Source organism: Exiguobacterium sp. SL-9, assembly GCF_004336985.1.
Classification (GTDB): domain Bacteria; phylum Bacillota; class Bacilli; order Exiguobacteriales; family Exiguobacteriaceae; genus Exiguobacterium.
In genome coordinates this window covers 374,158-386,825 of the sequence record NZ_SJUO01000001.1, presented here as the reverse complement: position 1 = coordinate 386,825, position 12,668 = coordinate 374,158, and the positions used below count along the sequence as shown (strand labels likewise).

General features: G+C 52.5%; 17 protein-coding genes. All 17 read left to right on the top strand.

Annotated elements, in window-relative coordinates:
* Nucleotides 1-3: 3 nt before the first annotated feature.
* Complete coding sequence (gene hslV, locus EVJ34_RS02030; protein WP_131433913.1) at nucleotides 4-552, top strand: ATP-dependent protease subunit HslV; 549 nt, start codon at nucleotides 4-6, stop codon at nucleotides 550-552.
* On the top strand, nucleotides 549-1,919 hold the full coding sequence (hslU, locus tag EVJ34_RS02025) for an ATP-dependent protease ATPase subunit HslU (protein ID WP_131433915.1): 1,371 nt from the start codon (nucleotides 549-551) through the stop codon (nucleotides 1,917-1,919). The genes hslV and hslU overlap by 4 nt, the downstream gene beginning before the upstream one ends.
* A gap of 37 nt (nucleotides 1,920-1,956) precedes the next feature.
* Nucleotides 1,957-2,736, top strand: coding sequence for a GTP-sensing pleiotropic transcriptional regulator CodY (gene codY / locus EVJ34_RS02020; RefSeq protein ID WP_016508279.1), 780 nt, complete (start codon nucleotides 1,957-1,959; stop codon nucleotides 2,734-2,736).
* Between the two features lie 274 nt (nucleotides 2,737-3,010).
* Entirely contained in the window at nucleotides 3,011-3,379 is a 369-nt protein-coding gene (flgB, locus tag EVJ34_RS02015; protein ID WP_131433917.1) for a flagellar basal body rod protein FlgB, read from the top strand.
* 2 nt (nucleotides 3,380-3,381) lie between these two features.
* The gene (flgC, locus tag EVJ34_RS02010; protein WP_034777187.1) at nucleotides 3,382-3,810 is read left to right on the top strand and encodes a flagellar basal body rod protein FlgC; all 429 of its coding nucleotides are present in this window, start codon (nucleotides 3,382-3,384) and stop codon (nucleotides 3,808-3,810) included.
* Between the two features lie 13 nt (nucleotides 3,811-3,823).
* Nucleotides 3,824-4,108, top strand: a complete 285-nt coding sequence (gene fliE / locus EVJ34_RS02005; protein ID WP_131484574.1) for a flagellar hook-basal body complex protein FliE — start codon at nucleotides 3,824-3,826, stop codon at nucleotides 4,106-4,108.
* Nucleotides 4,109-4,129: 21 nt separating this feature from the next.
* A complete protein-coding gene (fliF, locus tag EVJ34_RS02000; RefSeq protein ID WP_131433922.1) occupies nucleotides 4,130-5,698 on the top strand; it encodes a flagellar basal-body MS-ring/collar protein FliF in 1,569 nt (522 codons plus the stop codon).
* 5 nt (nucleotides 5,699-5,703) lie between these two features.
* Nucleotides 5,704-6,711 carry a flagellar motor switch protein FliG gene (fliG, locus tag EVJ34_RS01995; RefSeq protein WP_034777193.1) on the top strand — a complete coding sequence of 336 codons (1,008 nt, stop codon included), beginning with the start codon at nucleotides 5,704-5,706 and terminating at the stop codon, nucleotides 6,709-6,711.
* On the top strand, nucleotides 6,695-7,417 hold the full coding sequence (locus EVJ34_RS01990) for a FliH/SctL family protein (RefSeq protein ID WP_131433924.1): 723 nt from the start codon (nucleotides 6,695-6,697) through the stop codon (nucleotides 7,415-7,417). The genes fliG and EVJ34_RS01990 overlap by 17 nt, the downstream gene beginning before the upstream one ends.
* A complete protein-coding gene (fliI, locus tag EVJ34_RS01985) occupies nucleotides 7,404-8,723 on the top strand; it encodes a flagellar protein export ATPase FliI (protein ID WP_131433926.1) in 1,320 nt (439 codons plus the stop codon). The genes EVJ34_RS01990 and fliI overlap by 14 nt, the downstream gene beginning before the upstream one ends.
* On the top strand, nucleotides 8,720-9,154 hold the full coding sequence (locus EVJ34_RS01980) for a flagellar FliJ family protein (protein WP_131484573.1): 435 nt from the start codon (nucleotides 8,720-8,722) through the stop codon (nucleotides 9,152-9,154). Before fliI ends, EVJ34_RS01980 begins: the two co-directional genes overlap by 4 nt.
* A gap of 4 nt (nucleotides 9,155-9,158) precedes the next feature.
* Nucleotides 9,159-9,719 (top strand): MotE family protein, encoded by a 561-nt coding sequence (locus tag EVJ34_RS01975; protein ID WP_131484572.1) that lies wholly within the window; start codon nucleotides 9,159-9,161, stop codon nucleotides 9,717-9,719.
* A gap of 20 nt (nucleotides 9,720-9,739) precedes the next feature.
* On the top strand, nucleotides 9,740-10,792 hold the full coding sequence (locus EVJ34_RS01970; protein ID WP_236636612.1) for a flagellar hook-length control protein FliK: 1,053 nt from the start codon (nucleotides 9,740-9,742) through the stop codon (nucleotides 10,790-10,792).
* The gene (locus EVJ34_RS01965) at nucleotides 10,764-11,195 is read left to right on the top strand and encodes a flagellar hook capping FlgD N-terminal domain-containing protein (RefSeq protein ID WP_131433934.1); all 432 of its coding nucleotides are present in this window, start codon (nucleotides 10,764-10,766) and stop codon (nucleotides 11,193-11,195) included. Before EVJ34_RS01970 ends, EVJ34_RS01965 begins: the two co-directional genes overlap by 29 nt.
* 11 nt (nucleotides 11,196-11,206) lie before the next feature.
* Nucleotides 11,207-11,998, top strand: a complete 792-nt coding sequence (gene flgG / locus EVJ34_RS01960) for a flagellar basal body rod protein FlgG (protein WP_131433936.1) — start codon at nucleotides 11,207-11,209, stop codon at nucleotides 11,996-11,998.
* The gene (locus tag EVJ34_RS01955) at nucleotides 11,998-12,216 is read left to right on the top strand and encodes a flagellar FlbD family protein (protein WP_131433938.1); all 219 of its coding nucleotides are present in this window, start codon (nucleotides 11,998-12,000) and stop codon (nucleotides 12,214-12,216) included. Before flgG ends, EVJ34_RS01955 begins: the two co-directional genes overlap by 1 nt.
* On the top strand, nucleotides 12,209-12,664 hold the full coding sequence (locus EVJ34_RS01950) for a flagellar basal body-associated FliL family protein (protein ID WP_131433940.1): 456 nt from the start codon (nucleotides 12,209-12,211) through the stop codon (nucleotides 12,662-12,664). Before EVJ34_RS01955 ends, EVJ34_RS01950 begins: the two co-directional genes overlap by 8 nt.
* Nucleotides 12,665-12,668: the final 4 nt, after the last annotated feature.

Genomic DNA, 12,668 nt, shown 5'->3' with positions numbered 1-12,668 from the left:
CAGATGTTTCATGCAACCACGATTTTCGCGGTCCGTCATAACGGACACGGCGCGATGAGCGGAGATGGACAAGTCACGTTCGGGAACGCCGTCATCATGAAAAATAAGGCCAAAAAAGTAAGGCGTCTTTATGGTGGTAAAGTCGTCGCCGGATTCGCCGGCAGTGTCGCCGACGCATTCACGTTATTCGAAAAGTTTGAATCGAAACTTGAGATGTACAACGGCAACTTGCCACGTGCGGCCGTCGAACTGGCCAAGGAATGGCGCGGAGATAAGATGCTCCGCCAACTCGAGGCGTTGTTGATTGTCATGGACAGTGACCACTTATTGCTCGTCTCTGGGAACGGAGAAGTGATTGAACCGGACGACGGCATCTTGGCCATCGGTTCGGGCGGGAATTACGCGCTCGCCGCCGGCCGTGCGCTCGTGCGCCATTCACCTGAGAAATCAGCTGAGGACATAGCCCGTGCCGCACTCGAGATTGCCGGGGAGTTATGCGTCTATACGAACGACCAAGTTATCGTAGAAACGATCGGAGGCGATTCTGAATGAAACGTGAACTGACACCACGCCAAATCGTAGCAGAGTTAGACCGCTTCGTCATCGGACAAAAAGATGCGAAGCGCGCGGTCGCGATCGCACTCCGCAATCGTTATCGTCGGCAAAAACTGAGCGCCGATTTACGCGATGAAGTGACACCGAAGAATATCTTGATGATCGGACCGACCGGTGTCGGGAAGACGGAAATCGCACGACGGTTGGCCAAACTTGTCGGCGCGCCGTTCGTCAAAGTCGAAGCGACGAAGTTCACGGAAGTCGGTTATGTCGGCCGTGACGTTGAGTCGATGGTCCGAGACCTTGTCGAAGACTCGGTCCGTCTCGTGAAGGAAGAGAAGAAAGAAGGCGTGAAAGAACAAGCCGAGGTCGCAGCGACCGAACGCATTCTAGACGCGCTTCAAGGGAAAGCCAAAGTCGAGCCGACTGCATCGAACCCGTTCGAGGCGCTGTTCGGGGGACAAGGTCAAAAGACGGAGGAACCAACGAATACGCAAACTTCTGATCGCGCGCAACTGCGGCGCTTACTTGATCTCGGTGAACTCGAGGAGCGGTTGATCGAGGTCAACCTCGAAGAAAAACAGACCGTCGACTTGTTCCAAGGCCAAGGTATGGAAGGGTTATCGAATCTTCAAGACATGCTCGGCCAAATCGTTCCGAAGAAGCGGAAAAAGCGGAAGCTCCCAGTTCGAGAAGCTCGACCGCTTATCGTAGCGGAAGAAGCGGAAAGTTTGCTCGACATGAATGAAGTGCATGATGAGGCGGTACGACGTAGCGAACAGATGGGTATCATCTTCGTCGATGAAATCGACAAGATTGCGACGAAATCGCAAGACCATGCCGGCGTCTCGCGGGAAGGGGTGCAACGTGACATCCTCCCAATCGTCGAAGGGTCGACCGTCGTCACGAAGTATGGACCAGTCAAGACGGACCACGTACTCTTTATCGCCGCCGGTGCGTTCCACATGGCGAAACCGTCCGATTTGATTCCTGAACTACAAGGTCGTTTCCCGATTCGCGTCGAATTGAGCAGCTTGACCGAAGAGGACTTCGTCAAGATTTTGACCGAGCCGTCACAGGCGCTCATCAAGCAGTACACGGCTCTTCTCGAGTCTGAAGAGATCAGTGTCGAGTTCACGCACCCAGCCATCGAAGAGATCGCGCGTATCGCCACGCACGTCAACCGAGAGACGGACGACATAGGGGCCCGCCGCCTGTATACGATTATGGAACGCGTGCTCGAGGACTTGTCGTTCGAGGCGGCCGATATGCCGCAGACACACGTGCAAATCACACCGGCTTACGTCAAAGAAAAAGTCGGATCGATCGCGGAAGATCGAGATTTGAGCCAATTTATACTATAAGATTCTGTATGCACATACAGGGAGGAAAATAAGAATTATGAACTTACTAGACAAAACACGCCAATTGAACACGATGCTTCAACAAGAGGCAAGCGCACACGTTGATTTTAAAGAAATGGCGGACAAAATGCGCGAAGTACTCGAAGCGAATACGTTCATCGTGAGCCGTCGCGGCCGCTTGCTCGGTTTCGCAATCAAACAACAGATCGAGAACGAACGGATGAAGGCGTTTTTAGTTGATCGCCAATTTCCAGAGCCGTATGCCTCAAACTTGTTCAACGTGAAGGAGACGACAGAAAATATCGGGATTGACAGTGAATATACAGCTTTCCCGGTCGAAAACCGTGAATTGTTCCTCGACTCGATGACGACGATCGTTCCAATCATCGGGGGCGGTGAACGCCTCGGCACACTTGTCCTCGGCCGTCTCAACAACGAGTTCACAGAAGATGACCTCGTCTTGGCAGAATATAGTGCGACGGTCGTAGGGATGGAGATCCTTCGTGAGAAAGCGGCGGAAGCCGAAGCGTCAGCGCGGAAGAAAGCGGTCGTCCAAATGGCAATCAACTCGCTCTCTTATTCGGAACTCGAAGCGATTGAACACATCTTCGAAGAGCTCGGTGGAAATGAAGGGTTGTTAGTGGCTTCCAAAATTGCCGATAGAGTGGGAATCACTCGTTCGGTCATCGTCAATGCTCTCCGCAAGCTCGAGAGTGCAGGCGTCATCGAATCACGGTCGCTTGGTATGAAAGGAACATATATTAAGATACTGAATGATAACTTCTTGTTTGAACTTCAAAAGTTGAAATCGAATTGAAATATAGACAATTCAGTATATGAATCATAAGAAAGTCTATTAAGTTAGGACTTTCGACTTACAAAGTCGCTTCCGTTATGTCGGAGGCGACTTTTTTTAGTACAAAAGTAATTATTTTCAGAATTCGCCGTAAATTCGACAAAAAGAGAAGATAGCATTTACCTGTTTTAACAAAAATATCTTTCAACACTGTTACAGATTTGTTTCAATGTAATAGTAGATTTTCCAAATAAGGTATATACATGCATTCTTTTGGTGAAAGTGAGTGAAACGCATGAATTGGATTGGCAGCGACTATCAATTAATGAAACAAGCGATCAATCATTCGGTCGTAAATCAAAAAGTCATCAGTCATAACTTGTCAAATATCGATACCCCGAACTTTCGAGCGAAACAGGCGGTGTTCGAGCAGACGTTGAACAACGAGATGCGTCTGAAACTGGCGGGTGGCCGTCCGAGTGAGCGCGCGGCGACGACGATCACGGACCGGGCTGGAGGGGCGATGCGAAGTGACGGGAACAACGTCGACCTCGACTATGAAATGAGCGAGTTGGCCCGGAACCAACTCCAATACGAAGCGATGATGGAACAATTGAACCGCCGGCTCGGCGGACTCAAGACCGTCATTAGAGGAGGACGTTAACGATGGGGATGTTTGATAGTTTTCATATCTCGGCGACGGCATTGACGTCACAGCGGCTTCGGATGGACACGGTATCCGCAAACATCGCGAACGCCCAGACGACACGAGGCAAACTCGTCGACGGAGAGTGGCAACCGTATACGCGGAAAATGACCGTCTTGCAGGAAGCACCGTTTCGACAACAGTTGTCCGCCGTCAGCGGCGGCGTCGAAGTATCACAAATCGTGGAAGACGAGAGTCCGTATAAGCTAGTCTATGACCCAAGCCATCCAGATTCGGATGACCGCGGCTACGTTCAAATGCCGAACGTCGACTTGTTGAAAGAAATGGTCGACTTGATGGGGGCGACTCGGTCGTACGAGGCCAACATCGCAGCAATGAACGCCACGAAGGCGATGCTCGTCAAAGCGATGGAAATCGGTAAAGGATAAGGAGTGACACACGATGCAGATTAACCCGATACAGTTTATGGGTACACAACCGACGGTCACGCCGACGGTGAAAGAGACACCGTCCCAGTTCGGCACGTATTTGAACGAGGCGATGCGATCGTTGAACGATGTCCAACAAGCGACGAGCACAGCACGCGCTGACCTTGCTGTCGGTAAAGCGGATTTACATCAAGTCATGATTCAAAGCGAAGAGTCGTCGATTGCGATGCAACTCGCCATTGAGGTGAGGAACAAAGCGGTCGAGGCCTATCAAGAAATGATGCGAATGCAAGTTTAAAGTAGAGGATGACGAGTTGCGATGAATGAAAAGTTAAAAGAACGATTCGGTTCACTGACCGGTTCCCTTCAGACGATGAAGACAAACCGTAAAATCTTTTGGGGCCTCATCATCGCCGGCGTACTTCTCGTCGCGGTGGTCTTGACCGTCTGGCTGTCGCGCCCGAACATGGCTCCGCTTTATACGAACCTGTCCGCCCAAGAAGCGGGCGAGGTGACGGAAAAGCTGACAGCTGACGGTGTGAAAGCTGAAATTAAAGCGACATCGAACGGCGTGAGTGTATACGTACCGAGCGAACAAGTCGATCAATTGAAAGTCAGCCTCGCAGCAGCGGGCATCCCGAAATCAGGAGCGATCGATTATAGCTTCTTCAGTGAGAACGCCGGCTTCGGGACGACCGATCGCGAGATGGCCGTCATCGAACGGAGTGCGATGCAGACCGAGCTCGAGCGGTTGATCACACAAATCGAAGGAATCAATCAGGCGAAAGTCATCATCTCGATTCCTGAGAAATCGGTCTTCTTGGCAGAAGACCAAGGGGAGCCGACGGCTTCGATTGTCTTAAATTTAGGAGCAGGTACGAATCTAGAACCGGCGACGGTAAAAGGGCTCTACCATTTGATTAGTAAGAGCGTACCGAACTTGAAACCAGAAAACATCTCGGTCATGGACCAATATTTCACATATTACGATTTAGACCAAACGACGACGGCAGGAGGATCATCCACCGATCCACTCGTCTTGAAGCGCCAAGTCGAAAAAGATGTCCGTCAACAAATTCAACAGATGCTTTCAGTCCTCTTAGGTGAACGGAGCGTCCTCGTCTCGGTCACGGCCGACATCGACACGACGCAATCGGCGGAAGAGCAAAACCTCGTGACACCCGTCAACGAGGAGAGCATGGAAGGGATCGTCACATCGGCAGAACGAATCGCTGAAGCGTACACCGGTGGTACCGGCGCGGCGACCGCGGCGGGCACGGCCGAGAACGACACGGTCAATTTCCCGGCCGCCACTGGCACCGGGGAAGAAGAGAGCGAAAAGAATCATGAAATCATCAATTATGAAGTCAACCGCATCACGAAACAAATTCAAAACGCACCGTACTCGATTCGCGACCTCGGTGTTCAATTGATCGTCGAACCACCGAACGGGGCAACGACAATCGACCCGCAACTCGAGGGTGACCTTGAGACGATGATGTATTCGATCATCCGGACGTCGCTCGCCAAAACCGGTGAGGCGCTCACCGAGGCGGAACTTGAACAGAAAGTTGTCGTCGTATCGCGTCCGTTCGCGGAGACGGAAGAAGCGGCTGCGGTCGAACAACCGACCCAGTGGTGGATGTATGCGGCAGCAGCAGGTGCCGTCGTCTTGCTCGCGCTATTGTTCTTCGCCATGCGTAAACGCAAACGGGAACCAATCGCCGAGTCGAATGAATGGGAAGTCCCATATGAGGACGAAGTACCCGACCTCGACCTTGAAGAACGAGGCGAAGGGGCCGTCAAGAAGAAACAGTTGGAGAAATTGGCAGAGAGCAACCCTGAAGAGTTCGCCAAACTTCTCCGTACATGGATGTCTGAGGAGTGAGTACTGTGAATTACGCAAAACAAGCGAACCGGGAAAAAGCGGCCATGCTCATGATCTCGCTTGGACCTGAGGTGGCTGCGAACGTCTACAAACATCTGTCGGAAGAAGAGATGGAACAGTTGACGTTACAAATCTCGGCCTTGAAGAAAGTATCATCCGAACAAAAAGAAGCAATCATGGGCGAGTTCCACGAACTCGCCATGGCACAGAGCTATATCACGCAAGGCGGAATTGGGTTTGCAAAAACGGTGCTCGAGAAAGCGGTCGGGGAAGAGAAGGCGATGGCCCTCATTCACCGGCTCACATCGACGCTCCAAGTCCGACCGTTCGAGTTTGCCCGCAAGGCCGATCCAAAACAGTTGCTCAACTTCATCCAGAACGAGCATCCTCAGACGATTGCCTTGATTTTGGCGCATCTTGAACCAGTCAAATCAGGACAAATTTTATCGGAATTACCGCCGGAGATTCAATCGGAAGTCGCCAAGCGGATCGCGACGATGGACCGGCTCAACCCTGACGTCATTCATGAGATCGAACAGATCCTTGAGAAAAACTTGTCCCAGACCGATATGCAAGACTACGCCCAGTCCGGCGGGATCGAAGCGGTCGTCGAAGTGCTCAACGGCGTTGACCGTACGACTGAACGCACAATCCTTGATGCTCTTGAAATCGAAGATCCGGAACTGGCCGAGGAGATCAAAAAGCGGATGTTCGTCTTCGAAGATATCGTTACACTCGACTCGCGGGCCATTCAACGCATCATCCGCGAAGTGGCAAACGACGACCTACTGCTTGCCCTCAAAGTATCGTCCGAAGAAGTCAAACAGATCATCTTCAAAAACATGTCACAGCGAATGGTCGAAACGTTCAAAGAAGACATGGAATTCATGGGGCCTGTCCGGTTGCGTGATGTCGAAGAAGCGCAAAGCCGTATCGTCGGCATCATCCGTCGCCTAGAAGACGTCGGAGAGATCGTGATCAGCCGCGGCGGAGGAGATGACATCGTTGTCTAACGTAATCAAACGCCACTATGCGACACCGCTCGAGCCGCAACGGATCGACTCGAAGCCGTTCCTTGAGCCAGTATCGTTGGAACACTACGACCAAGAAAGTGACCAGTTGGAACAAAAGCGTGAACAACTCCGTTTAGACGAAGAAGCGCTTCGTGACCGCCGTGCCGCGATGGAACAACAACTCGCGGTGCTGCGGGAGGAAGTGTTGACGTCAGCCAAGCAAGAAGGGTTCGACGCTGGATTTGACCACGGTAGACGAGAAGGCAAGGCAGAGTATGACGAGTTGACGACGCGGCTGAACACCGTCGCAGTTGAACTTGAACAGCTGTTCGATGCGAAGTGGCGGGACGCGGAGCGGCAACTCGTCGCCCTCGCCCTCGAGGTCAGCGCCCATGTCACGACCGAGCTTGTCCGAAAAGATGAGGCGCTATTCGCCGATCGGATTCGAGAACAGTTGCTCCGTCAGCTCGATGCCGAATCATTGACGGTGTATGTCCATCCGACCCGCCTCGCTTCGATTCAACGTTTCGAAGCGGAGTGGGTGACACCGGACGGCCCACCGTTGAAGTACCGGGCAGATGCCGGTTTAAGCGAGACGAGCGTACGCATCGAGACGCCGTACCACGGTGATGAACTTGATTTGAATTACAGTTTTGAACGCATCCAGTCCAAAATCGAGGAGGTTTTGGCCGATGGCGCTTATTGACCACGTCCTTGAGACGATCACAGCGTCCGCCGAGGACGAATATGTTCGGAAAGTCGGACGGGTGTGTCGTGTCGTCGGGCTGATGATTGAATCGACGGGGCCGAGTGCCTTCATCGGAGAGAGGTGTTTGATCGCACTTCCCTCGGGCCAACACGTCGAGGCGGAAGTCGTCGGGTTCAACGAGGCGCGTGTGCTCCTCATGCCCTACGGGGAGACGACGCAAATCGCGCCGGGATGTATGGTCAAAGGCACGGGACGGATGCTTCAAGTACCGGTCGGTGACGAGCTGATCGGACAAGTACTCGACGGTCTCGGCCGTCCTTTGTCCGGCGAAACAGCCTCTCCGGGAAAACGTTATGATGTTCTTCGGAAGCCACCCAATCCGCTCGAGCGACCGCGGATTTTAGATGTCTTGTCGACGGGTGTCCGCGTGATTGACGGCCTGTTGACGGTCGGTAAAGGACAGCGGGTCGGATTGTTCGCCGGTTCCGGTGTCGGAAAATCGACACTGCTTGGGATGATCGCCAAACGCTCGTCGGCCGATATTAACGTCATCGCCTTGATTGGCGAGCGTGGTCGCGAAGTGAAAGAGTTTATTGAGAAAGAACTCGGACCGGAAGGAATGGCCCGCTCGGTCGTCATCGTGGCGACGAGCGACCAACCACCGCTCGTCCGATTGAAAGGAGCCTATACGGCAACCGCCATCGCCGAGTACTTCCGGGACCAAGGCAAGGAAGTCGTTCTCATGATGGACTCGGTGACCCGCTTTGCCATGGCGCAACGGGAAATCGGACTCGCCACCGGTGAACCTCCGACATCAAAGGGTTATACCCCATCCGTGTTCGCGATGTTGCCACAACTGCTAGAACGAAGCGGAACAGCCGTGACAGGCTCGATTACTGCTTTTTATACCGTCCTCGTCGACGGTGACGATATGAATGAACCGATTGCGGACGCGGTGCGAGGTATATTGGATGGTCACTTCGTCATGGACCGTTCGCTCGCGAACCGAGGCCAATTTCCAGCCATCCACGTCTTAAAGTCGATCAGCCGCGTCATGAACCAAATTGCTGCGCCGATGCACCGCGAGGCCGCTCAAACGTTCCGCGGCTGGTTGGCGACGTATTTGGACGCCGAGGACTTGATTAATATCGGGGCCTATAAAAAAGGGACGAACCCGGCAATCGATACCGCCATCGAACAGTATCCGGACTTATTAACATTTTTAAAGCAATCCATCGAAGAAGAGGCCCCGCTCGAGCAATCGCTTGAACGCTTGGCCAAGATCGTGCGAGGTGAACCATGAACAGACTATTGTTAGAACGCATCATGCCAATCGCGGAACATGAGAAAGAAGAGTCCGCGACGGAGATGAGACAACAGAAGGCAAGGTTCGAGACGGAGATGGAGGCGCTCTACCGGCTCGTGCTGACGTACGAGTCGCTTATGAAGAGTCAAGATGAACAAGACGGTTTCATCGACCTGCTCATGTCGCAATATCGTGAGCAGACGCGCGAACGGTTGAAACGTCAAATCGAGACGCAACAGCTCGTCGTCCAGCAGGCACGAAATCGATATCATTTGTCGCAGGAGCGCCTGCTTGGAAAAGTCGTCGAGGAAAAGAAATATGTAACGTTGCATGAAAAAGTAAGTCAACATGAAGTGGCTGCGACAAAGCTCAGCGAGCAACATTTCATCGATGAGCTAGCAGTGATTCATCACGGGAAAGGGAAGTAAACCGATGGAAAAAGACAACTCGAAGCGGGGAAGACAGCTACTGGTCGCGCTCGTTCTCGTCCCGGCCATCTTTCTGCTTGTTGGAGGGATTGTCGTCATGAACTACGCGATGGACCGTCCGTTGTTATCGGTCCCGTTTCTAGAGATCGGTGCGAAACAAGAACCGGAAGAAAAAGTGAAAACGAATGTGAACGTGACCGGAATCGATACCGATGCCGCGAATCGTTTGAAAGTGGCGAACGCCGAGATTGAGAAGCTTCGGGCGGACAACGTCGAGTTGACGAATGAAGTGAAGGCGCGCCAAGAAGAAGTATCAAAGTTGATCAAAGAGCGAGACCGGCTCGTTGCGGAATTGGCGTCGGCAAGTGCGGTGGAAGAAGAAACATCGGACGTCTCTCGCGTCTACGAAGAGATGTCGGCCAAACAAGCCGCTGCTATTATGAACGAGCTCGAAAGCCCACAAGTGGCCAACTTGTTGAAAGAATTGTCGCCGAAGCAACAAGCTGACATTTTAGGACGGATGGATGCCCAACAGGCCGCTGTCGTGACCCAGTTGCTCCAGTGACAAGAAAGGAGGACATGATGATGAATATCGCCTTACTCGCCCAATCGGTACAAGGGACAACTCAGAAAAGCGGGGAAGCGAGTGCGACCCCGACTGGACAGTTTTTGGAGTTACTCTCGACGATGCTCGGGACATCGACGCCATCCCCTGAGATGACAGTCGCTGCGGAAAACGAGGAAGCCCTCCCGCTCGAGAATGTGTCGAACCGATTGGAACAATGGCTCCAACAGCCCGATAGCCTGCATTGGTTGAAGTCGTTGCCTGCAGATGCGTATCGGAAGTTTATGGATGCATATATCGCCATCTTGAATCAAGTCGCCCCGGAACAGTCGGCAGGAACAACCGATGCCGCATCGGCCGTGACGCCTGCGCTCCTTAACGGTCAAGTGGCAGCGCCGTCGATTTCGTTCACGCTGACGAAGAAGGAGACGGAAGCACTCATTAAACCAGTGCCGACCGACCAAGTCGAAGAGAACGTGCGCATCATCCAGCAAGTCGTTGCGCAGTTTAAAGGAACGCTCGGACAGACCCCAAAATCTATACCCGGTCTTACTCAAACCGAAACAACGGTTGCACAATTGCAACCGCCGGTGAAAGAGAGCGACTGGATGCCAAAAGGAATGACCTGGTCGAAACCGCAAATCGATTCGGAAATGGTGATGTATGCCTCGAAAGGTTCATTACCGGAAAATTTGCAAGCCCGAATCGAAGCCGCTTTGCAACGTGCGCCGTTCAAGAGCGGGGCCGATGGGTCGAAAGTGTTCACGGTCCGGCTCTATCCTGAACAGTTAGGCGAACTCGTCGTTAAACTCGAACGTCAAAATGGGGAACTCGTCGTCAAACTGTTCGCGAGCAACCAAGAAGCGAAGCAGTTGCTTCAGTCACAAGTCCAACAGTTGCAACAGACGTTACAACCGCTCACACAAAACGTCCGTGTCGAGATCAACTTGACACAACAGGCGCTCGAGGCGAAAGGATCTGGCTTCAACGAGTTTGACCAACCGGAACCAGAGCAACAGGAACAACCGAAAGGAGAACAAGAAGATGACGACCATCCAGCCGAAGACGAGTGACTATACGTTGCCGGATCAATCGATGCCGAAAGCCACGAACCAATATGATCAAAGCATGTTCTTGAAACTGTTGCTCGCGCAACTCGCCAACCAAGACCCGATGTCACCGATGGAAGATCGTGAGTTCATCTCTCAGATGGCCCAGTTCTCTTCTCTCGAACAGATGCAGACGATCTCGAAACAACTCGATTCCGCGCTCGTCGATCGGCAAATGGCTTCGATTTCGGAATTCAGCAATATGATTGGTCAAACGGTCGATTATACGACGGAGACGGAAACCGAGACAATCAAAGGCTCGGGTCGTGTCCTCTCGATCTCGAAGACCGAAGCCGGCTATGTTGCCGATCTTGAAGACGGGACGTCCGTCAACGTGTATAACATCACTTCCATCAAACAAGCATAGGAGGATTCATCATGTTAAGAGCAATGTACTCAGGAATCAGTGGTTTAAAGAACTTCCAATCCAAGCTTGACGTCGTCGGGAACAACATCGCCAACGTCAACACGTTCGGCTATAAAAAAGGGCGCGTCACGTTCAAAGACCTCGTCAGTCAGCAAGTCGGTAGTGCGACAGCGGCCAACGGGGTCAGCGGCGGGGTCAACCCGAAAGAAGTCGGTCTCGGGGGCACGATGGCGACCGTCGACAACGTATATAACCAAGGAGCCATGCAAAACTCAGGGCGAGCCCTTGACGTCGGGATCTCAGGAGAAGGGTTCTTCGCGTTAGACGTGAACGGTCAGACACAATACACACGGGCCGGTAACTTCTATACGGATAACACGGGCGATCTCGTCAACGGAGACGGTGCCTACGTCCTCAGTACGACGGGTGCACGGATCAACATCCCGGCCGGTGCGAAGTCACTCTCAATCGGGAAAGACGGACAAGTCAGCTATGTCGATAATGCCGGAGCCTCGACGGTCGTCGGTCAAATCCAAGTCGTGACGTTCGCCAACAACGCCGGGTTATCGAAAGTCGGCGCGAACAACTTCATTCAATCGCAAAACTCAGGTGCGCCGAACGTTGGTATTCCTGGACAAGATGGACGCGGAGAACTCGTCTCGGGCGCACTCGAGATGTCAAACGTCGACTTGTCGGAAGAGTTCACAGAAATGATTGTCGCCCAGCGTGGGTTCCAAGCGAACACCCGCATCATCACAACATCGGACGAGATTCTCCAAGAACTCGTTAACTTGAAACGCTGATGATTCGCGTCACGACACTCCGGGGTGAAGAACTCGTGCTGAACGCCTTATTCATCGAGACGATCAAGGCCGAGCCTGATACAATCATTCACTTGTATAACGGAAAAACGTATATCGTCAGTGAGACGAAACAACAAATCATCGATCGCACGACGGCATTTTATGCCTCGATCGGTCTGATTGGAACGACAGGCATACGAGGTGAAGAAGATGAGTGAAGAAAAACAAAAACAAAAAGGCGGCGCCATGAAGATGGTGCTCATCTTGCTAGTCGTCCTGCTCGTCATGGGCGGGGCCGGGTTCATGACTTATAAATATTTATTCGGTGACAACGTGACGGCGAAGACAAAGCCGGTCACCGCCGAAGAATTAGCTGAACGAAGCTTCACAACGGACGACATGACGACGAACATTCAAGATGAACGTTTCATCAACGTCCAGTTCACGATCGTGACCGATGCCGCCGAAACGAAAGAAGACCTCGAACTTCGGAAGTTCCAAGTGCATAACGTCATCCTCGGTGATTTGGCCGGTATGACGAAAGCCCAGCTCACGACAAAAGAGGACATGCAGAAGTTTGAGCAGTCGCTCCGAAAACAACTAAACGGACTGTTGGAGTCAGGTGAGGTCCAACGAGTCTATATGACGAAGAAAATCATACAGTGAGGTG